19 protein-coding genes and 1 tRNA gene are annotated in these 22,963 nt (G+C 42.9%); 10 read left to right on the top strand and 10 right to left on the bottom strand.

Annotated features, from left to right (window positions below):
* Positions 1 to 16: 16 nt before the first annotated feature.
* The gene (locus tag ACYQ2C_RS07085) at positions 17 to 313 is read right to left on the bottom strand and encodes a hypothetical protein (protein ID WP_460051374.1); all 297 of its coding nucleotides are present in this window, start codon (positions 311 to 313) and stop codon (positions 17 to 19) included.
* 1,107 nt (positions 314 to 1,420) lie between these two features.
* Here ACYQ2C_RS07085 and ACYQ2C_RS07080 point away from each other — a divergent pair.
* Complete coding sequence (locus ACYQ2C_RS07080; RefSeq protein WP_460051372.1) at positions 1,421 to 2,350, top strand: lytic murein transglycosylase; 930 nt, start codon at positions 1,421 to 1,423, stop codon at positions 2,348 to 2,350.
* A 351-nt stretch (positions 2,351 to 2,701) separates the two neighbouring features.
* Positions 2,702 to 3,334, top strand: a complete 633-nt coding sequence (locus ACYQ2C_RS07075) for a hypothetical protein (RefSeq protein WP_460100970.1) — start codon at positions 2,702 to 2,704, stop codon at positions 3,332 to 3,334.
* 111 nt (positions 3,335 to 3,445) lie between these two features.
* On the opposite strand, the gene ACYQ2C_RS07070 is transcribed toward ACYQ2C_RS07075, so the two are convergent.
* Positions 3,446 to 4,756: a multidrug effflux MFS transporter gene (locus tag ACYQ2C_RS07070; RefSeq protein ID WP_460100972.1), complete on the bottom strand. Its 1,311-nt coding sequence runs from the start codon at positions 4,754 to 4,756 to the stop codon at positions 3,446 to 3,448.
* Between the two features lie 358 nt (positions 4,757 to 5,114).
* On the opposite strand from ACYQ2C_RS07070, the gene ACYQ2C_RS07065 reads away from it, so the two are divergent.
* Complete coding sequence (locus ACYQ2C_RS07065) at positions 5,115 to 5,714, top strand: DUF924 family protein (RefSeq protein ID WP_460100974.1); 600 nt, start codon at positions 5,115 to 5,117, stop codon at positions 5,712 to 5,714.
* 118 nt (positions 5,715 to 5,832) lie between these two features.
* Here the strand turns inward: ACYQ2C_RS07065 and ACYQ2C_RS07060 are convergent, their stop codons facing one another.
* Positions 5,833 to 6,972: an alpha-hydroxy acid oxidase gene (locus ACYQ2C_RS07060; RefSeq protein ID WP_460051365.1), complete on the bottom strand. Its 1,140-nt coding sequence runs from the start codon at positions 6,970 to 6,972 to the stop codon at positions 5,833 to 5,835.
* A gap of 180 nt (positions 6,973 to 7,152) precedes the next feature.
* On the opposite strand from ACYQ2C_RS07060, the gene ACYQ2C_RS07055 reads away from it, so the two are divergent.
* Entirely contained in the window at positions 7,153 to 7,896 is a 744-nt protein-coding gene (locus tag ACYQ2C_RS07055) for an FCD domain-containing protein (RefSeq protein ID WP_460100977.1), read from the top strand.
* 171 nt (positions 7,897 to 8,067) lie between these two features.
* Positions 8,068 to 8,553, top strand: coding sequence for a putative 4-hydroxy-4-methyl-2-oxoglutarate aldolase (locus ACYQ2C_RS07050; RefSeq protein WP_460051361.1), 486 nt, complete (start codon positions 8,068 to 8,070; stop codon positions 8,551 to 8,553).
* A 263-nt stretch (positions 8,554 to 8,816) separates the two neighbouring features.
* Here the strand turns inward: ACYQ2C_RS07050 and ACYQ2C_RS07045 are convergent, their stop codons facing one another.
* A complete protein-coding gene (locus ACYQ2C_RS07045; RefSeq protein WP_460051360.1) occupies positions 8,817 to 9,032 on the bottom strand; it encodes a tautomerase family protein in 216 nt (71 codons plus the stop codon).
* Positions 9,033 to 9,862: 830 nt separating this feature from the next.
* Between ACYQ2C_RS07045 and ACYQ2C_RS07040 the strand changes: the two genes are divergently transcribed.
* Positions 9,863 to 13,153 carry an ExeM/NucH family extracellular endonuclease gene (locus ACYQ2C_RS07040; RefSeq protein ID WP_460100981.1) on the top strand — a complete coding sequence of 1,097 codons (3,291 nt, stop codon included), beginning with the start codon at positions 9,863 to 9,865 and terminating at the stop codon, positions 13,151 to 13,153.
* A gap of 35 nt (positions 13,154 to 13,188) precedes the next feature.
* Positions 13,189 to 13,602, top strand: a complete 414-nt coding sequence (locus ACYQ2C_RS07035) for a CPBP family glutamic-type intramembrane protease (protein ID WP_460100983.1) — start codon at positions 13,189 to 13,191, stop codon at positions 13,600 to 13,602.
* A gap of 101 nt (positions 13,603 to 13,703) precedes the next feature.
* On the opposite strand, the gene modC is transcribed toward ACYQ2C_RS07035, so the two are convergent.
* Together modC and modB are read right to left on the bottom strand one after the other, a co-directional pair.
* Positions 13,704 to 14,777, bottom strand: coding sequence for a molybdenum ABC transporter ATP-binding protein (gene modC, locus ACYQ2C_RS07030; RefSeq protein WP_460100986.1), 1,074 nt, complete (start codon positions 14,775 to 14,777; stop codon positions 13,704 to 13,706).
* 61 nt (positions 14,778 to 14,838) lie between these two features.
* A complete protein-coding gene (modB, locus tag ACYQ2C_RS07025; RefSeq protein ID WP_460100989.1) occupies positions 14,839 to 15,543 on the bottom strand; it encodes a molybdate ABC transporter permease subunit in 705 nt (234 codons plus the stop codon).
* A gap of 349 nt (positions 15,544 to 15,892) precedes the next feature.
* Between modB and ACYQ2C_RS07020 the strand changes: the two genes are divergently transcribed.
* The 3 genes from ACYQ2C_RS07020 to ACYQ2C_RS07010 all read left to right on the top strand — a co-directional run bounded on the left by ACYQ2C_RS07020 (position 15,893) and on the right by ACYQ2C_RS07010 (position 20,097).
* Positions 15,893 to 16,447 carry a hypothetical protein gene (locus tag ACYQ2C_RS07020; protein ID WP_460100992.1) on the top strand — a complete coding sequence of 185 codons (555 nt, stop codon included), beginning with the start codon at positions 15,893 to 15,895 and terminating at the stop codon, positions 16,445 to 16,447.
* Between the two features lie 223 nt (positions 16,448 to 16,670).
* Positions 16,671 to 16,997, top strand: a complete 327-nt coding sequence (locus tag ACYQ2C_RS07015; RefSeq protein WP_460100994.1) for a NifB/NifX family molybdenum-iron cluster-binding protein — start codon at positions 16,671 to 16,673, stop codon at positions 16,995 to 16,997.
* Between the two features lie 235 nt (positions 16,998 to 17,232).
* Positions 17,233 to 20,097, top strand: a complete 2,865-nt coding sequence (locus ACYQ2C_RS07010) for a KAP family P-loop NTPase fold protein (RefSeq protein WP_460100996.1) — start codon at positions 17,233 to 17,235, stop codon at positions 20,095 to 20,097.
* A gap of 35 nt (positions 20,098 to 20,132) precedes the next feature.
* On the opposite strand, the gene ACYQ2C_RS07005 is transcribed toward ACYQ2C_RS07010, so the two are convergent.
* The 4 genes from ACYQ2C_RS07005 to ACYQ2C_RS06990 form a co-directional block, all read right to left on the bottom strand.
* Positions 20,133 to 20,209: transfer RNA gene (locus tag ACYQ2C_RS07005), tRNA-Met, on the bottom strand.
* A gap of 126 nt (positions 20,210 to 20,335) precedes the next feature.
* The gene (gene ychF / locus ACYQ2C_RS07000) at positions 20,336 to 21,427 is read right to left on the bottom strand and encodes a redox-regulated ATPase YchF (RefSeq protein WP_460051347.1); all 1,092 of its coding nucleotides are present in this window, start codon (positions 21,425 to 21,427) and stop codon (positions 20,336 to 20,338) included.
* Between the two features lie 153 nt (positions 21,428 to 21,580).
* Entirely contained in the window at positions 21,581 to 22,165 is a 585-nt protein-coding gene (pth, locus tag ACYQ2C_RS06995) for an aminoacyl-tRNA hydrolase (protein ID WP_460100999.1), read from the bottom strand.
* 95 nt (positions 22,166 to 22,260) lie between these two features.
* Positions 22,261 to 22,875 (bottom strand): 50S ribosomal protein L25/general stress protein Ctc, encoded by a 615-nt coding sequence (locus tag ACYQ2C_RS06990; protein ID WP_460101002.1) that lies wholly within the window; start codon positions 22,873 to 22,875, stop codon positions 22,261 to 22,263.
* Positions 22,876 to 22,963 lie beyond the last annotated feature (88 nt).

Raw genomic sequence — 22,963 nt, 5'->3', positions numbered from 1 at the left:
ATCAGCGAGTTAAAAATTAAACCGCTGGAGTGTTTTCTACGCGTAGCTTGCGACGACGACGTTCTGCACCTAAAGCGATAGCACTTAATACGATTGCGGCAGATAATGGTGCAGCTGCTGCGTTCAACTCAGGTACTGGAGCTGGATCTTCTGGCTTATCTTTAGGCTTTTTACAGAAGAACCACAAGAAACAGCCTGGTTTTGGCTTCCAGAAGTAATCAAAAAAAGTGGCTTGTTGGCTACCAAATGCGAACGCAGATGATGTAGAACCGAGAGCGACTGCTAAAACGATAGTTTGTACTACTGCTTTCATGGCGTTTCCCTTTGCTTAATGCATGTCGTGTGACAAATTTGTGAGATTCGATGTGTTTATAGACTAGGTCTATGACCAGAGGCCAGCGAGTTTCTCAGCCTCTGATGAAATATTCAAAATATCCAATAAATCGATAAGATTGATTAAATATTGAGCTCTTTGTTTAATGATTATTTTTTACGTTTGCTCGTAAATGTGAATCATGTCACTTCGTAGTCGATGGATATATGATCACAGTTGTTACGAAAGGTGTCAACTGGCGTCTTGGGCTTTTTTAATAACCGTACTTGTATTTTTACAATTACTTACATGTGAACAAGTTCACAATTATTAAGGAAAATAATCGTACAGGTTAAAAAGATATTTTAAATAAATCGAACACGCCTTTTATCGCTAACATCGATAAAGTTGAATGTTTTTTAAACATCCTGATGTTTGCTCAATATCAAAAAAAAGCAACTTATTTAAATTCATTATCTGGCTAATGGGTAAGAAAATTTTTTTAAATCTGTTTATTGGTTTTTTTCATGGATCGTGGCGAAGCTCTAAATAAAGAGGGTTGGTTTAGGACTTTTTTCGCTTTTCTAACATTTATTAATGTTGTTTATATTTCTTTACCGGTTGGAGGTTTCAGGCTATCCGTTCATGAATACAGAGAAATCTAACCGCTCTATTAGGTCTTCGTTTGTTATTGTTTTTTTGAATCTATAGTGTTTGCTGCACTAAAATCTATCTGGCGTATATATTTTAAAAAAGATGTCCGCGGCTTTGAGGTTCAGACTCTCTCCAGGCTGCGCGTTGACGCGGGTTTTACGCAACCATGATAATAATATGAACGACATTAGTAAGGGTATTTGGAACGTCAATTGCTGTTAGCCATGCAGAAAAATTAAGGTTTTGAATACCTAATTTAAGAAACAGCGGTTTTGCAGGGCATTGTGGTTAAACTTAAAGCTTAGGTGTCGCCCCAATAAAGCGCGCATATATGTTGATTGACGGTTATTGTGCGTTGTTTTGGTGATATTGGCGTGGTGGGTTGGTAATTAGCTCACAGATATTAGTGCAACTGCGAGGTCATTGCTCTAGGACAAAGTTTTGGACAGATCATTGAATTCAAAAAAGACGGTAGGTGATGTTCAGTTAGAAACAGCCTGCGAAAATTATTCCGAGCGGCTACTGGCGTTAAGTCTCATTAAGCAAATTAGCCATTTATGCCGAGCCATTCAGCGCCACCGTGGTTTGGGCATGTCTCTTATTGCCGGCTACGAAGAATTTGCCGACGAATTTCACGCTCTCCAGCGCCAAGTTTCGCGTCGTATGCGCGCGCTTCAAGAGTTCTCTCGACAAGCTAATAAATTGATTAGTGATCAAGAGCTTGAAAAACTTGATGCGTCGTGGAATGTCATCAATCGAGATTGGCAAGGTGATTCTGTAATGGAGAACTTTGAATACCATTCTCATTTTATCGAGCAGCTTTTGCAGTTGATGATGGTGTTAGCCAGACACCTAGAGCGTCCTGTGGCGGTTCTTTTTTCTGAGGTTGATAGTCGTGACGGAAAAATCACCAAGCTAGAGCCGCGAAAGCAAATGTTCAGTCAAGTGGGTTTGTTGGTTTTTGTGTGTAACCAACTACCGAGTTTGGTTGAACATATTGCGAAGATTCGCGGTCTTTCAACGCTTGCTGCCAGTCGACGCAAACAAGACGAATTAGAGAGCAGTAAATTACGCTATTTTATTCAAGGCACGCGTGTTCAATATGAAAAAGTAAGAACTCAAGGTAACCGTCTTTTAGAGGTTACTGGCAATAAAATTCAGTCACTACCTTTAATTAAGGCTTACGAATTCAAACTGATGTTCTTATTAACAACCGTTGAACGAGAAGTGCTAGACCCAAAAGTCATTACTATGGATAGTCGTCAGCTATTTGATTTGGCAACGGAAATTATTGATGTCTATTTAAAGGTCGTTGACGAAGGTCTTTCTTTATTAATGAGTTGGCAAGAAGAGTCTTTAGAATCTTGGTTTAAGGCCGAATAATTCCCGTTACAATATTTTCGTTCTTTTCTAAACGTGAATAGATGAACATATTAATATTTTCTTCTATTCACGCTTTTCATTCACTACCGCAACAAAACATTTCTGCCAAGTATTAATTGCATAAAACGCTTGATCTGTGTGGATATTTGTTTCTTTTTTACAAAATATTAAAGCGACAGATACCACTGCTTTGACGCATAAATATGCATTTACAATGTGGCCAATTTTTTTTGTATAGTTTATGTAAATTCCGTAGAAATAGATTATTAGTTGTTCGTATTCTGATAAAGTTAATATTCTGAGAGGAAGTTCCTTTTCTTTCAGGGTAAGCCGTGCAGGAGGCACAAAGTTATGTTAGTTCGTATTTCTCTCTTCCTGGCGTTAGTAGTTTTTGCTGCTGCTGGTGCTCAGGCCACCACTGTGAGTTTTGGCGACTGGGTTTACAATACCACGGACCAAATCGATTGGCGGGTGAGTGTTGACGACGAGTCAAATGAAGGTTATTTCACCTTTAATATTGATATCGGCGATCAAACCTTAACCGGTGATGTAATTGGTTTTGGTTTTAACTCTGAGCTGAATTTTGGCAGTAGTGGAATCAACCTTGACCTAGTTGAGAGTTTCACTGATGGCGTGGCGTTTGGTAATTGCCGTGGAGCGTGTAACTTTAACGGTACTGGCATTAATCCAGAATACGCGTTTTCAGTGGGTGCTTTAGGCCAAGACTTTGTTAGCCGTTTTTCTTTCGGTCTTCCAACTTTTGGTGCGACCTTAACTGCTAATACTTTTTCTTTAACAGCTATTCGCGCGCTTCAAGTTGGTGATGATCGTGAGAATTCTGTAAAAGACTACTCTGCGACAGCAACTGTGGTTGCGGTTCCTGAGTTGAACGGTAACTGGGCAGTTATTGTTGCGGCATTATTGTTAAGCTGCTTGTTGCTTAAACAACACCGTACGGTTCGTTTAGCACCTCGTTTTGCTTAATGTAGCTTTGCCATTAAAACCGGCCTTTAGGCCGGTTTTTTTATGTCTGAGTGATTTAGCATTCAACCAACAGCAGCAAAGGTCTGATTTGTGGGGTTAGGCACAAATAAACTAAGCGATGGTTGGGCCGCTGCCGGTTTTTAGTTGTAAAACAGCTCTTAAGATAATGCCTGTCAGGGCTGCGCCCAAAAACACCATGGTTACCGGTTGCAAAGTGCCATCGGCGAAATAAGACGTTAAAAATCCCGCGCCTGCGCCCCACAAATACGAACTTGCGCCAATAAATGCCGTAGCCGTTGCGGCGTGCTGGGGAAATGATTCTACAGCGCTGGCACTGGCATTGGACGAGATCATGCCTAAAGACGCACAGAAGGCACACAGAAGTGCTGCAAACACCCACAGCGTTGGCTGTTCCGAAAAGTACACATACAAAAACAGCGTTAACGATGTACTTAAAAGAGCCGCTTGCCCAACGTTTAATAGCTGGTGCGGATTAAAATGCCCGAGTAACGTAATATTAATTCGATTGAATATTGCCAAGGTAATAACATTAGCGCCGAAAAAATACGGAAAAATATGCTCACTAACGCCAAAGTATTCGATGAAAATAAATGAGCTGGCCGTAACATAACCAAACAGCCCGGCGTAAGAACAGCATTGTGCGAACACATAACCCATGGCGTAGCGATTACTGACCACTAGCCAATAACGCTTGAGAGCCGGTGTTTTATGCGTAACGTGAGCGCGTGTCTCGGGCAGTCTTTTGGTTACTAAAACAACAAGAACGGCTGCGTAAATGAGCAGAAAAATAAAAATGCCGTGCCAGTGTGTTATCGCCAAAATAGAAGAGCCAATGATCGGTGCAATTAAAGGCGCGATCATCATAATGATGGCGACTTTTCCTAAATTCTTGGCAGCTTCCCGTCCATTGCTAAGATCTCTAATAATAGCCGGTGGATTAACACCAGAAAAACCGCCGCCGAGCGCCTGAATTACACGCGCCACCCACAGCCAATGTGCTGAATTAGAGAGCAGCACAGCAATGGTGCCGACGCAGAATAAACTTAATCCTAGATAGATCGCTTTTTTTCGGCCAATGGTATCGGAGATAGGTCCGCCAAAGAGTTGTCCAAAAGCGAAACCCACTAAAAAAAAGGATAAAGACAGTTCTATATCGTGAATACTGGTTTGATACTCATTGGCAATAGTTGGTAAAGCGGGTAAATAAGCATCAATTGAAAACGGAGTCATTGCCACAATTGCTGCAAGCATAAAAATCGGTACAGCGATTTTTGTTGTCGTTGCGTCGTGAGCTGAGCTATTTACAGCGTGAGTAGAGGCGGCATTATTGACCGAACTATTACCGGTATCTGTGTTGTGTGTTTTGGATAAACTTGAATCCGTGTTTGACGAGCTGTTCATGGATTTTACTACGTTAGAAAGGGTCGTCTGCGAACAGACAATAGAAGCACTTAAGTAGACCTTAACGGGTTCAATAATTCAATCGATACGAACTCTTATTGTTTTATGAAATTTTTATTAGAGGAAACTCTAATAAACCTAGAGTTTCTCACAACACAAGGAAGTGTCGCCAATTTCAAGAACGGTAAGTGATTGAAATTGTGAAGAAATTGGAAATCGCATTGTCAATTTCTGTCCTCTGATTAATTCATGGATGAGTTAATCAGAGGTTCGTAGAGTACTTTGATCGCACTGATCGATAACACTAAATGCTTTAATTCCTGATACGATAACGAATATTTTTAAATTTCTTTTTTCTATGACTCAATATCAAAATTTACCTCGCGAATGTTTGTCGGTTCTAGACTTCTGGTTTCGTGAGCTAACACCTGGGCAATGGTTTTGCGGTGAGCCGGAGCTTGATCAAATCATCATCGAGCGTTTTAGTCCATTGCATAAACAGGCCTGCAAAGGGGAGTTGGACTCTTGGCTGAGCAGTGCTCGTGGATCTTTGGCGCTGATTATTATTTTAGATCAGTTTTCCAGACATCTATATCGCAACTCATCGGACGCCTTTGCTCAAGATAAAACCGCACAAAGTATTGCGGTAAACGGTATTCGCACCGGTCTTGATCGCACCCTCAATTCCGCCGAAAGGCACTTTTTTTACATGCCGCTTATGCACGCTGAAGATCTTAAGCTGCAAAACATGGCGATTAAACAATTCAAAGTATTGAAGCAAGAAGCCGAAAAGACACTTTCGATTGCCGAAAAACATCTTCAAGACATAGTCCAATTTGGTCGCTTTCCTTATCGCAACGAGGCTTTGAATCGCAAATCTACGGGAGCAGAGCGGGGTTATTTAACCGCAAAAGATCGAGACCGTTCGTTAGAGCAATCTTTGGATGACGACGGTTAACAATATCTAAGTTTAAGAGATGAATTTGTAGTCGTCGGAATAAAGACAGTCGTGGGAATAAAGGTATAGGAACCTCTGATTAAATCTAAGCAAGTTAATCAGAGGTTTTTACCGCAAGTTAAGGTTTTTTGTACAAAATATCTTTTGATATTTCATCTAAACCATTAATGCCCGTGAGCGCCATAGAGACATCCAATTCTTTACGAATCAACTCGATGGCGGTTTTCACACCTTCTTTACCATTGGCGCCAAGGCCATACAAAAATGCCTTTCCGATAAAACCACCACGCGCACCCAAAGCCATACCTTTCAGTAAGTCTTGGCCACTGCGAATGCCGCTGTCGAAGTACACTTCGGTTTGATCGCCGACGGTATCAACAATGCTCGGTAACACTTCGATAGACGAAGGTGCGTAATCGAGTTGGCGACCGCCGTGGTTAGAGACCACAATGGCATCGGCGCCGGAGTTAACCGCGTGCTTGGCATCTTCAGGATCAAGAATACCTTTGATGATTAATTTGCCCGGCCACAAACTTTTAATCCATTCAACGTCTTTCCACGTTAACGATGGGTCGAACTGACCGGCAATCCATTTAGATAAAGTAGTCAAACCATCGTTAGCGGCTTGTAATTCGGTAAGGTTGCCAAAGCTTTTGCTGGGGCTGGTTAACATGTGCCAAACCCAAGCAGGTTTGGTCATAATATCAATAGCATTACTTACTGTGAGTTTTGGTGGTACAGCCAAACCGTTTTTAATATCGCGGTGGCGTTGCCCTTGAATTTGCAGGTCCGCCGTTAACATTAGTGCCGAACATTCGGCAGCCTTGGCGCGCTCAATCAATGAACGGACAAAGCCGCGGTCGCGCATCACGTATAGCTGAAACCAAAAAGGTTTAGTGGTTCTGGCTTTTACCTGTTCAATGGAACAAATCGACATGGTACTTAAGGTAAACGGAATACCTAATTCTTCGGCGGCCTGTGCTGCTAGAATTTCACCGCTGCCGTGCATAATACCGGTGAGCCCGGTTGGCGCTATCGCCAGCGGCATGCTGACTTTTTCGCCGAGCATTTCGCTGTCGATGCTGCGTTTTGAGACATCAATCATTACGCGTTGACGTAACTGCATGGCTTGCAGGTCTTGGCGGTTTTTGTTGATGGTGTTTTCGTCGTAAGAGCCGCGATCAACATAATCAAAAATTGCTCTGGGGGCGCGCTTTTTTGCTAATAAGCGTAAATCTTCATTGCAGGTAATTGCCATTTTTATTATTAACCTCTATTTTGGTCTGACCAATTTTTTCTAGATATCAAACCATTGAAACGGAAGTGTGATAATTCGTCAAATACTAGTTTAAGATACTGAAAAATATAAATATTTTTTAATTTGAACACGCTGTCATTAATTTTAAATAACATTAAAAAATAAATTGGTCAGACCAATATGAATGAAAATCCTGTCTACCATTTTTTAAGATCCTGCATGATCGAAGGCAGTTTGTCCGCCGGTGATCGACTACCTGCCGAGCGAGTTCTATCGGAACGTTTTTCGATGTCGAGAACGCGTATTCGCGAAACCCTGCAAGTACTCAAGACCGAAGGCTGGATATACAGTCGCCCCGGCGGCGGTCACTTTGTGAGTGATCAGCTGGAAAAGAGTTTTTCGAATCCGCTGGCAGAAATTCTTGCCAACAACGAAGACTCGCATTTTGATTTACTGGAGTTCCGATTGAGCCTAGAAGGGGATTGCGCCTACTACGCTGCACTAAGAGCTACCGATGTTGATCTCACGACGCTCACCGAAGTGTTTGAGCAGTTGTCCAAATCCAGTAAAAGTAACGATATCCTAGCCAGCGCGACTTGGGATGCACGTTTTCATTTGGCTATTGCCGAAGCCAGCCACAATGTGATCTTTATGCACGTTATTAAGAGCTTATTTTCGGTATTTCAAAGCACTATGTACCAAAGCATTCAAGAACTCTTGGCGAACAATATAACCCGTGACAGCTTGTTTAATCAGCATGCGGCAATATACGATGCCATACACAATCGCAAGCCCAGTACCGCGCGCGAGGCCGCACAGCAACATGTTCGCTATGTATCCGATACGCTGCAAGATTTGGTGAAAGAGAAAATGCGAACCGAGCGTGCATTACGGCGCTCACACGCTAAAAAGTTTGAGTTATAGGGATACCAAATTATTGGATTCATCAAAATGTTGGTCGCAAAAAACTCGGTGGTTTGTTTTTAAACGATCAGATGTTTTTAGATTTAACTGTTTTAAGTTTAGCGATTTTAAATTTAAATAATTTTCAAATTAAACGTTTTAAAATTAAGAAATAAATATCAGGAGACCGTAATGGCTAAAATATCTACGCCAGATTTATACGACAAATATGAAGACAGTTTAAAAATACTGGATTCTATATTTAATAATTACGGCGGTAATAAACAATTTTTTGGCGAAGTTGTTACCGTAAAATGTCATGAAGACAATTCATTGGTTAAATCACAAGCCAGTGTTGCCGGTGAAGGTAAGGTGCTTGTAGTAGACGGCGGTGGCTCGCTACGTAAAGCATTGCTCGGTGACATGATTGCCGAAGAAGCGGTAAAAAATGGCTGGGCTGGATTCGTTATTTTTGGTTGTGTACGCGACTGTGACGAATTAGGTGCATTACCATTGGGCGTAAAAGCGCTAAATACCATTCCGGTTAAAACCGAAAAACGCGGTTTGGGTGATTTAAACGTTCCTATTACCTTTGCAGGCCACACTATAAAGCCGGGTAACTGGATTTACTGTGATAACAACGGCATTGTTATTTCTGAAGAAAAACTAGAGCTTTAATGTTTAAAGAAGGACACGCTCGATAGTCTTTACGAAAATAAGCGCATATTGAAGTGGTTTTTGTACACTGAATGTCGAGTCTAAAAATAACTGAAAGAGGTTAGATGAAAACTCTGATTAATTTCTTAAAAGACTGAGTTGTACCAATCTTTTAGCAGCACAAGGATGTGTTGTAGATGTTGGACATCTTATTGAGTTGCCAACAAAAAAATCCTGTACTCAATTTAATCAGAGTTTTATTGCTAAAAAAAATTAGGCATAGATTAGCTTTGCATTAATTTTTTTACATCGCTTAATGATAGCGCATTGCCACCAACACCCCATTGGCCGTCGTTGACTTCTTCAATAGTAATCCAAGTAACTTCACGAAGTTTTTCGCTGGTTACTTCACAAACCGCATCGGTTACTTTAGTAATTAATTCAGCAGATTGTTCTTTAGAAAGTTCGTCTTTAAATACTTTAATTTCGATAAAAGGCATGGGGCGCTCCTAAATACTAAATGGTTTTATTGTTATTGGTTTACAAAAAGTTAAATAAAGAAAATGCTAATTCCTAGCGCTTTAAAAGCGCTTGAATAAGTCGAACAGTAATTTTCTTTTTGCAAATTGATTAAACCGTCGCAAGAGGTTGAAATTGTACGTCGCATTTTCGATATTTGCCCTCTGATTAAATCTTAGCGAAGTCAGTCAGAGATTCTTTAAGTAATCTGTCTTTGGGTTAGACGTTTACGCTGAAGTTTGTTGGGCGTAGCGAGAGGTTAACGGATTTTTTAGGGACTAAGCAACTCGGCTCAAAATTCGTTATTTATGAAATATAAATTTAATAATTCATACTTTAAGAGGGTGTTGTGAATAAATGTTTAAGAAAAATCATACTATTAGCGGGTTGTGCAAAAAGCTGTTTTCTAAACACAAACAAATAACCATCAAAAATAATAATAGATGGTTATTTGTTTGTGTTTAATTATTCAAAAAAAATCTAAAAAAGCCGTTCAAATTGATCACATAACATTCCGTCTCTTCATCTCAACCTGTTTTGGTTGGTCAATCTAACAAGATCAAAATCGTTTTTTCGTCGTTTTTGTTAATCCCTCAATCGATAACGACGTGCATTTTTTGAACGCTTGTTATTCGTTTTGGTAATTTTATTGTTACAAAAATATGCATTAATGAAATAAAAAATCGCATTTTGTTTGAGGTAAGCATCACACTTTAGCGTTTACTGAGGATATATTGTACGAATCTTAAGTGAACCGGTTAAGTATTTTGTTGGATATTATTTTTACGATTAGGAATGACGGGGAAACATTATGAAGAAAAAATTACTGGCCAGTGCGCTGCTGAGCGCAATGGCACCTGCTGTGTTTGCGCAGGACTTATTAATTACGGGGATTATTGACGGTCCGGGAAGTGGTGGTAATCCAAAGGCATTAGAGTTATTGGCTTTATCTGATATTCCTGATTTAAGCCAATATGGCATTGAGTCCGCATCCAATGGCGGAGCTTCTAGTGGTGTTCCTGAATATATCTTTCCAGCCCAAGCTGTTAGCGCAGGTCAGTATATCTATCTTCAAAATACTGGCAACGGAGGGGATGCAGAGTTTAATAACTACTTTGGTTTTGATGAAGACTTTCTTACAAATCAATTAGGTATTAACGGTAACGATACTGTCTTACTCTACTTTAACAATGTGGTTTCTGATGTATATGGGCAGGTGGGAGTTGATGGTACTGGTACTTTCTGGGACTACTTAGATGGTTGGGCAGTTCGTGACCCAAGTATCACAACTCCTAATGCGACCTTTACCGAATCCGAATGGATATTTAGCGGCATTAATGTGTTAGACGGTGAAACGACTAACGCAACCGCAGCAACTCCTTTCCCGCTTGCAGGCAGTATTTCTGATACTCCTCCAGAAGAAGAGCAGCCACCAGCCGAGCCACCATTGGTTCTTATTTCTGCGGTTCAAGGTAATCCTACCACCTACGGTACCAACAACTTTGGTGACGTTGATGTCAGCCCAATTATTGGTGAGTTAGTTACCGTTGAAGGTGTGGTCGTTGGCGATTTCCAAGATGGCGATACCGACGAGACTCGTAATCTACGCGGCTTTTACTTGATGGAAGAAGTGGCCGACCAAGATACCGATCCTACGTCGTCTGAAGGTGTGTTTATCTTCGATAACACCTTTGGTGTAGACGTTAACGTCGGTGATGTGGTTCGTGTATCCGGTACCGTTAACCAAAACTTTGGCGAGACGCAAATCAACAACATTACCGCGGTAACCGTTGTTGCACCTTGCATTATTGATCCAGCTGCCGCCGTTGCTGATTTGGTTACCGATATCAACCTTTCTGCGATTACCGACGTTACCCTAAGCCAAAACGATGACTTTCAGCCAGATCTAGAATCTTACGAAGGCATGTTGGTTCGCTTCCCAGAAACCCTAACAATCACCGAACAATTCCAGTTGGATCGCTTTAATGAGATTCGCTTGGTTGCCGGTGAGCGTCCACGTCAGTTCACCCAAGAAAATGCCCCAAGCGCGGCAGGTTTTGATGCTCAGGCACGTTTAGACGGTGCTCGTTCAATCGTGTTTGATGACGGTTTAAATTTCCAAAACCAAAATGTCTCAGGTTTGTTCCAATTCCCTTACACCGAAGCCGTAGCTCCACGCATGGGTGATCAAATCGTTAACCTTTCTGGTGTTTTGGATTACAAATTTGCCGGTAATGGCGCATCGGGTTCAACCTGGCGTGTTCGCGGTCATTTAGATGGCGTAAACACCTTCACATCAACCGCGGAAGAAAATTCGCCAAACCCACGCACGGCTGCTCCTGAAGATGTTGGTGGTAACCTTAAAGTTGCCTCTATGAACGTGTTGAACTTCTTCACCACCATCGATTTGTCGGGTGTTTCCACTGCAATTGGTATGGACCCACGTGGTGCCGATACCACCGAAGAGTTTGATCGTCAGTTAGTTAAGTTGGCGAATGCCATAGTTGCTATCGATGCCGACGTCATTGGTTTGATTGAGATCGAAAACGAATTCAACAGCACCGAAGCCGTTGATACCGCCGTTGAAGCGCTAATTGCCGCGGTTAACACACAGTTGGGTTCCGAGGTTTACGCGTTTGTAAATCCGGGTGTGCAATTTGTGGGTTCAGACGCAATTGCCGTTGCCATGATCTACAAACCAGCAGCCGTTGAAATTGCCGAAGGCAGCACCATCGCCATGCTAAATGACACTATCGCAGCAACCTTGCCAGGTTTTGAGACTCGCGACTTTGCGGCTGATCCGTTATTTGAAGGCCCAGCCACCAGCCGTGTGCCTTTGGCGGCAACCTTTGAAAGTGTCGAAACCGGTGATTTATTTACCGTTGTTGTTAACCACTATAAATCAAAAGGTCAATCGGGCCTTAATGACGAAACCAGCCCTAACTTCGACCAAGGTGATGGCGCAGGCTTCTGGAATGCACGTCGTCTAGAAACTTCACAAGCTGTATCTGCTTGGTTAGCAACTAACCCAACGGGTATTGTTGATGGCGATATGATCGTTATGGGCGACCTAAACAGCTACGCGCAAGAAGAACCTGTGCAATTCTTGTTAGGCGAAGGTTTTGTTAACGTCGAAGGTGCCGAGTCAAACTCATTCGTATTCGACGGTCAAACCGGTACCCTTGATTACATCTTGGTAAGTGACGAGCTGAACGCCAAGGTTAACGACGTAACCGTTTGGAACATCAACTCCGACGAAGCCGATGCTCTAGATTACAACCTAGATTTCGGTAAAGAAGCGAGCTACTTTGATGGCACCACAGCAACTCGTTACTCAGATCACGACCCTGTAATCGTTGGCTTCAACCTAGAATCACCAAACCAAGCGCCTGTGGCCGATGCTGGTACTGCTCAAACCGTTACCGAAGGTGCAACCGTTACTCTGGATGCTAGCGCATCTACGGATGATGCCGCAGTGACAGCATTCAGCTGGACTCAAGTTAGCGGCCCAGCCGTAACCCTAACCGGTGCCGATACTGCAACGCCAACCTTTACCGCGCCAGAAATAGATGCTGAAACCGTGTTGGTATTTGAAGTAACCGTAAGCGATGCCGAAGGTGAAACAGCTACCGCCATGGTTGCTGTCACCGTCAACGATGTTCCGAACCAAGCGCCTGTTGCGGATGCTGGTGCAGATCAAACCGTTGATGAAGAGTCTACCGTTACCCTAGCGGGTTCTGGTACCGATCCAGAAGCGGGCGAATTAACCTTTGCATGGGTTCGGGTTTCGGGTCCGTCGGTAAGTTTGTCGGGTGCAAATACTGCAACCGCGAGCTTCACGGCACCAAGCTTAACTTCAGATCAAGATATAGTCTTTGAGTTAACCGTAACCGATGCAGAAGGTTTAAGCAGCACCGATCGAGTGACTGTAACCGTGGTCGATGTGGCGAACGTACCTGCCGACAATGGCGATCGTAAAAACATCTTTGGTTGTTCATTCGGTGGCGGTAACGCTCCAGTTGACCCAACCCTACCGTTTGCAGCCTTGTTAGCGTTACTCTTTATCAACCGCAAAAAATTCGCTAAATTCATGCGTTCATGAATCGAGCTGAATTAAACGCACTAGGGGCAGCCGTAATGGCTGCCCTTTTTATTTTGGGCCTTTGGTGTTGGTATTTAGGCGTAATACCAACCTTCAATCGCCTCGACTCACTGCGAACTGTTGTGTTGGCCGGTGTGTTTTACCCTATCTGTGAAGAAATTATTTTTAGAGGGCTTATTCAGCAAGAATTATTAAAGCTAAAAACTCTCAACAAAAATTGCTTACCGTTCAACGCTAGGTCGTTAACGCTTGCCAATGTCATCACTAGCATCGTATTTGCGTTTATGCACGTGCTGTATTTTCAAAGTGTGGGGGCGTTTGTGGTGGTTATTCCGTCACTGATATTTGGTGGGTGTTTTGAGGTAAGAAAAAAACTGTTATTACCCATTTTAGTACACGGAATTTATAATCTATTAGGCTTATTAGCGCCGGCCTTTTACAGTGCTTAAGATTATTCTATACAGAAAACCTCTTTTAAAGCCGATGTTTTCTTTGCACTCATCTTATTAACGACAATTTTTTAACTCATTATTTTTACCGTACCACTCTATTATCGCATTAGCGCCACACTTTTAATTTGTGCGTAGACGATTTTACCGGGTTCAATATTAAGCTGATGTTGAGAAAAACGCGTAATCTGCGCTAAAAAGCATTCCCCGCCCATATCCAATTTAATCAACACCTTCGCCGGATCAACGGCCTGCGTTATAGAATCCACCGTTACCGGAAATACGTTCGAAATACTCGATTTTTGCCCCGGTTGTAATGCCAAGCTCACATCTTTTGCGCTAATGCGAATACGCGCCATTTTACCTACCGGAAAATCCAGTTTAGAAACCGCAACCGTGCCGCCTTTAATTTTTACGTAACTCAAATGGTAGTCTTCGTTATGGCTAATAACTTCGCCATTTACCGCGGCGCTGGCTTCTTCTAAATGTGCCAAGGGTAAATCCGTGCGCGTGAGAATTTCATTTAAATTACCCTGTGCCAGCATTGCGCCGTTTTTTAGCAGCACAATGCTATCGGCAATGCGTAAAACTTCTTCCGGCGAATGGCTTACGTAGAATACCGGAATATCCAAACTGCCATTTAAGCTTTCTAAGTAGGGTAAAATTTCTGCTTTGCTTTGAATGTCTAAACTCGCCAGCGGCTCGTCCATTAATAATAATTGCGGGCTGGTCACTAGTGCGCGCGCAATGGCAACACGTTGTCGTTGACCGCCGGATAACTCTGCCGGAAGCCGTTTTAAAAACGGGCTTACACCCAATAACGAAACTGCGTCATCAAAGCTGACCGATTTAACAACCTGCTTGCGACGTTTTAAGCCGTACTGAAGATTTTTCTCAACCGTTAAATGCGGAAATAAATTCGCTTCTTGAAACACATAACCAATTGGACGTTCATGTGCTGCTAAATGAATAACCTCGTTTTGCCAAATATCACCCTTAAAAATACATCGGCCAAAATCCGGCGATTCTAACCCGGCAATGCAGCGTAGTAGGGTGGTTTTGCCCGAGCCAGACTGACCAAAGAGTGCCGTTACCCCTTTGGCTGCGGTTTTAAAATTTACATCTAACGTAAATTCTTCGCGTGTTACTCGGTAGGCAATGTCGATATCGTTCATGTGATTGTTTTACGGGGATTGTTTAATTTGATTGTAATTTAATTATTTAATGTGACATAAATTAAGACGCTTTAAACGAAGAATTCTGCGAAGCTTTAGTATTTAAAAAATACAATAGGAACAGCACCACAAACGAAAAACCAATCATCAACAAACTCAACGCGTGGGCCTGATCATATTCAATGGCTTCGACGTGATCATAAATAGCCACTGACAACACCTTGGTTTCACCGGGAATATTGCCGCCAATCATTAACACCACACCAAATTCACCAATGGTGTGCGCAAAACCCAACACCGCGGCCGTTAAAATACCGGGCCGCGCCATGGGTAGGGCGATGGTAAAAAAACGATCTAAGGGCGACGCGCCTAACGTTGCGGCCGCTTCTATGGGTTTTTTGCCCATGGCTTCAAAGGCGTTTTGAATAGGTTGCAAGGCAAACGGAAACGAATAAATAACCGAGGCGATAACCAAGCCTTCAAAGGTAAAGGCAAAACTCGCAAAACCGAATTGTTTACCCAATTCACCAATAGGGCCGTTGGCGCCAAGCAATAACAATAAATAAAAACCCAATACCGACGGCGGCAATACCAACGGTAAGGTCGCAATGGCCGTAACAATACTTTTCGTATTGCGGTTGCTCCAGGTTAACCACCACGCAATGGGTGTGGCAATAATTAATAAAATCACCGTGGTAATAACCGCAAGCTTAAGCGACAACCAAATGGGTTGCGGATCAACCGTAGCAAAAAAACCTTCCCACATATTCGTACAGCTCCAAGCACTCTTTTTTACCGTGGATTTTTAAAATGAGCGCAGCGATTTATATCTTTAAACATTGCCTTTGATACTCGCATTTAACACACCAAAAGCAAACCCCAACCCTAAATACCTGCAAACAAGAATTGTTCAGTTTGCTACAGCCAGCACTTCTAAAAAGCCTGTCGGATTTGCGACATGATCTATATCAAATGCATTTAACACATTGAATTTAATAACAAAAATAGAATCATTGCACAAAAATAATACAGGTATACAAATTGCCCAATTGCGATCAATCACAGAATTTAAAATCCAACACTGAATTTAAAATCTAACCTAGGTAGGCAAAACTATGCTCATTCAAAAATACAAAGACGAAGGTTATCTATTTAACGTAAACCTTACCGGTGAAATTTCTGGCAACGAAATCTACCGTGGCGATTTAGTATTGGAATTCGGTGAAGTTACCGAGCGTGGTGATCGCAAGCCACCCAGCGTGGTTGCCAAACAAGCCGTGGTTTACGCCGTAGCCGATAAAATTGAAATGTTGGTTGCTGGTCTTTATCAGTTGTCTGATCTAGAAATGCTTGCCGAGCACTACCAAAACGACTGTGCCGAAGGCGCGCAAGTGTTGGTGTTTGTGCACGACATTAAAGACAACCTAATTATTAGCTTGGGTAACCTAACCGTAAAAGCCGTGCCGCTTGACGACGGCATGATTTGGAACGAAGCCCTAGAGCTTTTATGCATTGAAAAAAGCGACCTTAAAGGCCAAAGCGCCGAAGAAAAAGTAGTCACCATGTTTGACGAGCTTAAAGCCTTTACCCTAAAAGGCGAAGCCGTAAGCTACGCAGACGCGCTAGGTAAAACCGTAGAAGTAAAACACTCAGCACGCGGCCCAGTGTAAGCAAGCCTTCACGATACTGCGAAGCTTACAAAGACAATCGTGGTGACCGGTTAAAACCCTCAATTCAGGATGAATTGCGGGAGCTGCATGGATGCATTTATGCGTTTTTAAACGGTTGCCGCGATTGGCTTAACCACCGTACTCATTGCGTTCGTCCCAGAAATAACCAGAACGTCAAATCCTGAATTCGCCATTATTGCACCGTTAATTAAAAAGAGCCCTCATGAAAGTTGCCGTTGCCAGTAAAGATGGAATCTCAATTAACCTGCATTTTGGTCACGCCAAAAACTTTATCATCTACGACATTACCGACGGACAGCTCAAGCAAATCGACAACCGCGAGGTAGATCATTACTGCCACGGTCAGCACGGCGATCAATCCGCCATGCAAAAAATCCTACACACCATTAAAGACTGCCAAGCCGTATTCGTTGCCAAAGTAGGCGACGGCCCCGCCGAAAAACTCGCCAACATAGGCGTAACCGCTGTGGATAACTACGCCTATGAAGCAGTGGAAGAATCCCTAATCGATTATTGGCACAAGCAATAACTTTAAGATTACCCACTTCCAACGCTTTTACTTTAAAAGTCGATGCCAATAAATCTACCTTAAACCTTCAAAAAACCGTTTACGTGTTACTCCAAGTTTACGGTTAAGCCTCCTCGTTTAATGCCATCGTTAACATCTTTGTAAAACGCCTTTATTTGCACCGTCTTTCCTGTTTGAATTAACCATCAAATAACGGCAACTGCCTAATCAATCGATTCAAATAAAAGCACATTTTATGGCCTCTAAAATCCCATCCGATAAAAATGCCCAAGAAACCATAAAAGCAAAATTCCAGATCGAAGATACGCTTGAAAAGGCTCGCAGTTCTGGTAGCTCGACAGATGAGTCAGGTACTGGTTCTGGTTCTGGTTCTGGTGGCGGAGAAGGATCAGAGCTACCTGAAGAAAATTTTAGACAAAAGGTTAGAGATGCCTGTATAGATCTTTATAAAAGGGATCGTTATTTACCTGCAGCGATTGCTTTACGTGCTGCATTGCGAGTGTTTGGTTTATTAGCAGAACATGGTGATTTCGATTATTGGCACGAATTGCGTGACAATTATGATTCTAATAACAAAAAGTCTACGCAGGTTAATAAAGACCTGCGAGCGGTTTTTTTATTGGCCTTAATGCGAGTGTTAAAACTAAACCAAGATGTTATTGTGTTACCCAATAAAGACAACGTCGAGAATATAAGAACCGCCGTTTACGACTCCAGAACCGCCGTCGCCACCGCCAGAGCCGTCGCCACCGCCAGAGCCGCCGACGCCGCCGACGCCGCCGACGCCGCCTTCGCCGCCTTCGCCGCCTACCCCTTCGCCGCCGACGCCGACGCCGCCTTCGCCGCCGCCGCCGCCGCCGCCGCCGCTTACGGCGCTGCCTCCTCCGCTGGCCGAGACGATATTATTAATGCAGTCGAGCACGATTTATTATTAGCGCAATCTCTATCGAGTAAAGAGTTATTAAATCAACCACTTTGGCCCACTTCTGTACCGGGTTGGTTTAACGATTTACACACTTATAAATTTAAGCCTGCATTAGAGAATTTAGCCAACGAACAACAAGACCCAAAAGTTAAACAAGCATTACAACAGGCGTTAGTAATCTATGAAAACTTGGCGCAACTAGATACAACAGAGAATAAAATCACACACAAGCTTGATGCTAAAACCTCATTTGAAAATGACACTGTTGTTAAAGACGCGTTAAATCGCCAGCAGTTGGTCAGTGCTTTACAGGCGTTGTTTAGCCATAAAAACAACAGTAATCATTTAACCGTAGGTTTGTTGGGTTATTGGGGTAGCGGTAAAACTCGAATTTTAAATTTATTAAAAGAACGGTTATTTTTTAATAATAATCCAGAAAATAACGACAATAAAATCGATTTTATTTGGGGCGAATTTAACGCTTGGGCCTACGAACATACCGACAATATTCAAGCAGGCATGGCCCACGAAATTATTCAAGCCTTAACGCAATACCGTGTTCCGTTTCAACCGAGTAAAAAATCAGAATCCATAACCGAAAAACCGGATCAGAAATCGAATAATTCTAACCTTATAGAAGAACCAAACTATTGGCAAAAACTGGGTTACAGAATTAAAGCGGCATTAACGTGGCAATACACTCGCCGTATTTGGTTTGCGGGTGATTTTGTCGCCCACAAAAGCCCCTTTAAAATGCTGAGCTTTTGTTTGATTTTATTGGCAACCATTATTGTGGGCTTTTATGCGGGTGCCGATTTTTATACGGCTAAAAGTTTTACCTTAGCAAAATTAACCTTTAAACCAGAAGATATTACCTTATACGGTGGTTTTTTTGCGCTGTTATTTACGGTATTAAAATCCGTTAAAAAATTGTTTGCACAACCCTATACCAAAGAATTATTAACCTACGTAAAACTGCCCAGTTATTCCGAACATCTCGGTTTGGTTTCTGAAATGCGTAAAGATATTCAGCTGCTTTGCCAATTGCGTTTACAAAAATCTGTATTTTGTAACCAAAAACGCTTGGTTTTTGTGGTGGATGATCTCGACCGTTGCAGCCCAGAAGGCATTGTTAAAACCTTAGAGGCGGTGCGATTAATTTTAGATATTCCCGGTGTTACGGTTATTTTAGCGGTAGACCAACGCATTGCGTTGGCGGCGCTGGCTTATCACTACCGTGAAATACAAGAGTTTCATACCAGTAACGACGCTAAAACCATTGCCCGTGATTATTTAGGTAAAATTATTCATTTGCCCATTAATATTCCCGAGCCAGACCTAGATACCGTAACCGGATATATGAGCTACGTTTGGCAAGACGAGCAACTACTTGCCAAAAAAGCTGCTAGCACAGAATCAAATACCGATTCAGAAATTCAAGACTGGAAAGCTCTTATTAATCCAGAGAAACCTAAAAAGTCCGAAGAAGAGGCCGATAAAAATAAACCGGCGCATAATTCCGAAGATCAAGCCGGTGAGAGTGATAATCCCAATCCAACTGAAAATAAAACAGACGCGAAAGAATTGAATTTAGAAGAAATCGTTAACGACATTCTAAAAATGCCTACGCCCGAAAAACGTAGCCACGAACAAATACTCGAAGGCTATACACCCGAGCAAAAAGCTGCGTTTGTGTATTGGACTAATCAATTTCAACTGACCAATCCACGCCAGTTAAAACGCTTGCACAACAGCTACAATTTATTACAACTGGTTAGCGAACAAAACGACGAAGTTGTCGATACCAACCAACACCTAGCCTTTGGTTATTTAATTACCTTAATTACGCTGGAATTTATTAATAACCTAACCCAGTTAGAATTGTCGGGTGAACTAAAATCGTGGATGTTTAACCTCAATAAATACAACCAATTAACGGCTGGTTCACAACACATAAATCAACAAAATACCGACAAATTATTAGAAAAACTCAACTCGCCACAACTCGAAAATACCTGTAAAACCGCCAAAGACATTATCGAAAAAGCAGCACAACATTTTTTTAAAAATTCAGAAGAATCAAAACTGGCTACCAAAAACCCAATTCACCAACTGTACGAATTCGTTAATGCGTTTGTATTGCCAGCAATAGAAGTGGAAGCGAAAGAAAAATAAAGGATTTTAAAAAAGAGAAGAGAGTATTGAGAAAGTGGTAGCTAGGGGGAGACTTGAACTCCCGACCTCAGCATTATGAGTGCTGCGCTCTAACCAGCTGAGCTACCTAGCCACTGTTCTCGATCCAAATTTGTTTTAAAACCAAGAGTGATTTCAAAAGCCCCATTTGGTGAGGGCGCGAATTATTACTAACCCGAGCTTGTCTGTCAAGGCGAAAGCCCGGGTTTTTGTATTCGTCTTAGACGTTAAAGCGGAAGTGAATGACGTCGCCGTCTTTAACGATGTATTCCTTGCCCTCTAAACGCCATTTACCGGCTTCTTTAGCGCCGTTTTCACCTTTGTATGCAACAAAATCGTTGTAAGAGACGATTTCTGCACGAATAAAGCCTTTTTCGAAGTCGGTATGGATTTTACCGGCGGCTTGGGGTGCTGTGGCGCCCACGGGTATTGTCCAGGCGCGAACTTCTTTAACACCGGCGGTAAAGTAGGTGTGTAGGCCTAGTAGTTCGTATCCGGCGCGAATTACTCGGTTTAGACCGGGTTCTTCCATGCCTAGGTCGGCTAAGAAGTCTTGTTTTTCTTCGTCGTCGAGTTCGGCGATTTCGGCTTCCAGTTTGTTACAAATAGCAACTACCACGGCGTTTTCGGCCTCGGCAATGGCGCGTACCTTGTCGAGCAGTGGATTGTCTTCAAAGCCGCTTTCATCAACGTTGGCGATGTACATGGTGGGTTTAAGCGTGAGCAGGCTTAGTGGCTTTAACAGCGCTAATTCTTCGGCGGTTAGCTCAAACGAACGCAACGGCAATGCTTGGTTTAGGTGTGGCAGAATTTTTTCGCACACGTCTTTCATTGCTTTGGCGTTTTTGTCTTGGCCTTTGGCAAGTTTGGTGTAGCGAGTGATGGCTTTTTCAACACTGTCGAGGTCGGCGAGGGCCAATTCGGTGTTGATCACTTCGATATCGGATTCTGGATTCACTTTACCGTCAACGTGAATCACGTTGGAATCATCAAAGCAGCGCACAACGTGAGCAATGGCGTCGGTTTCGCGAATGTTGGCCAAAAATTGGTTGCCCAAGCCTTCACCTTTAGAGGCGCCAGCAACAAGACCGGCGATGTCTACGAATTCCATGGTGGTTGGAATGATACGCTCAGGTTTTACGATTTCAGCCAGCTTGTCTTGGCGTGGGTCTGGTACGGGTACAACGCCAGAGTTAGGCTCGATGGTGCAGAATGGGAAGTTTTCTGCGTCGATACCCGCTTGGGTCAGTGCATTGAAAAGGGTCGATTTACCGACGTTAGGCAAACCCACGATGCCGCATTTAAAACCCATGGTTAATTCGTCCTGTAAGTTGTTCTGTAATGGGCTGAAGCAAGGTAATTACGCGACTTGGCGCGATTGTGCTTCAGCTTGATCAAAAGGCGGGCATTTTACACCACTGGAGTGGCTTGCATAGTCGCAAGTTTGTTTATGCGTCTTAGCTTTTTAGGTTGCGCTGTGCAATTCCTGCATAGCAAGGCTCCATTTGCCTTCCATTAGCATGGGTAAAACCTTGCTGGCTTGGTAGCTGGCTTCGTTGATTTGATCAAACTCGGCCGCCGGAGCTTTTTTCAACACGTATCCAGAAACAAGCTTAGCGTTGCCGGGATGGCCAATGCCAATGCGCAGGCGTGCGAAATCTTTGTTATTACCAAGAGCTGCGATGGTATCGCGCAGGCCGTTGTGTCCACCGTGACCACCGCCTAATTTTAAGCGCGCTACACCGGGTGCCATGTCGAGTTCGTCGTGAGCAACCAGTATGTTTTCGGCGTTGATCTTAAAAAAGTTTGCAAGCGTTGCTATTGCTTTGCCGCTGCGGTTCATAAAGGTGGTGGGAATCAGTAATTTAATATCACGGTTGTTGATGATGCCTTGGCCGTAAAATCCAAAATATTTTGCGTCGAGCTTTAGGGGAATGTTGTATTGCTCGGCAATCAGACGCACAAAGTCTTCACCGGCGTTATGACGGGTGTTTTGGTATTCGAGGCCTGGGTTACCCAGTCCAACTAAAATTTTAACGGGGTTATCCATGGGTTAAGGCTGTTTTGGCGATTTTAAATTAAGAAGGGATTTGGATAAGAAGGGTACGCAATTGCAGCCGGCAGGGCCAGCTGCAAATCGACAGATTACTCAGCAGATTCTTCTTCTGTTGAGCTACCACCACGAGTTTTAGAGATGGTAACGATCGCAAGATCGTGATCAGCATTGGTCAAGTCAACTGAAGTAACACCTTCTGGAAGGGTGATTTCAGAGATGTGTAGGCTATGACCCACTTCAAGAGCTGCAACGTCAACTTCGATGAACTCTGGAAGGTCTTTAGGTAGACACATGATGTCTAGCTCGGTGATGTTGTGAGTTACAACGCCGCCTTGAGTTTTAACACCTACGCTGGTCGCTTCATTGATGAAGTGTAACGGCACTTTGGTGTGTAGTTTTTGATCGCTAGAAACGCGTAAGAAATCTGCGTGTGTAATGAATGGTTTTGCTGGGTGACGTTGTAAATCTTTAAGAATTACAGACTCGGTTTCAGAACCAATGTTTAGAGTAATGATGTGCGAGTAAAACGCTTCATTTTCTAATTGTTTAACAAGCTCTTTGTGCTCGACGGTAACTTGAAGAGGTTCTTTTTTGCCACCGTAAACGATTGCTGGAACTAAACCTTGTTCACGACGCAGGCGGCGGCTCGCACCTTTCCCTGACACTTCGCGAACTACAGCGCTAAGTACGAAATTTTCAGACATTGCTGAGTCCTCATTAAATGATTCTTCAAGCTCTTGCGACCAGATGCTTGAGGAGGTTTTGGTAATTTGGGCTTAATCGACAGTTGTT

The organism is Sessilibacter sp. MAH3 (assembly GCF_054658275.1).
The sequence above is the reverse complement of the archived record's forward strand: the minus strand, read 5'-3'. Positions and strand labels throughout refer to the sequence as shown.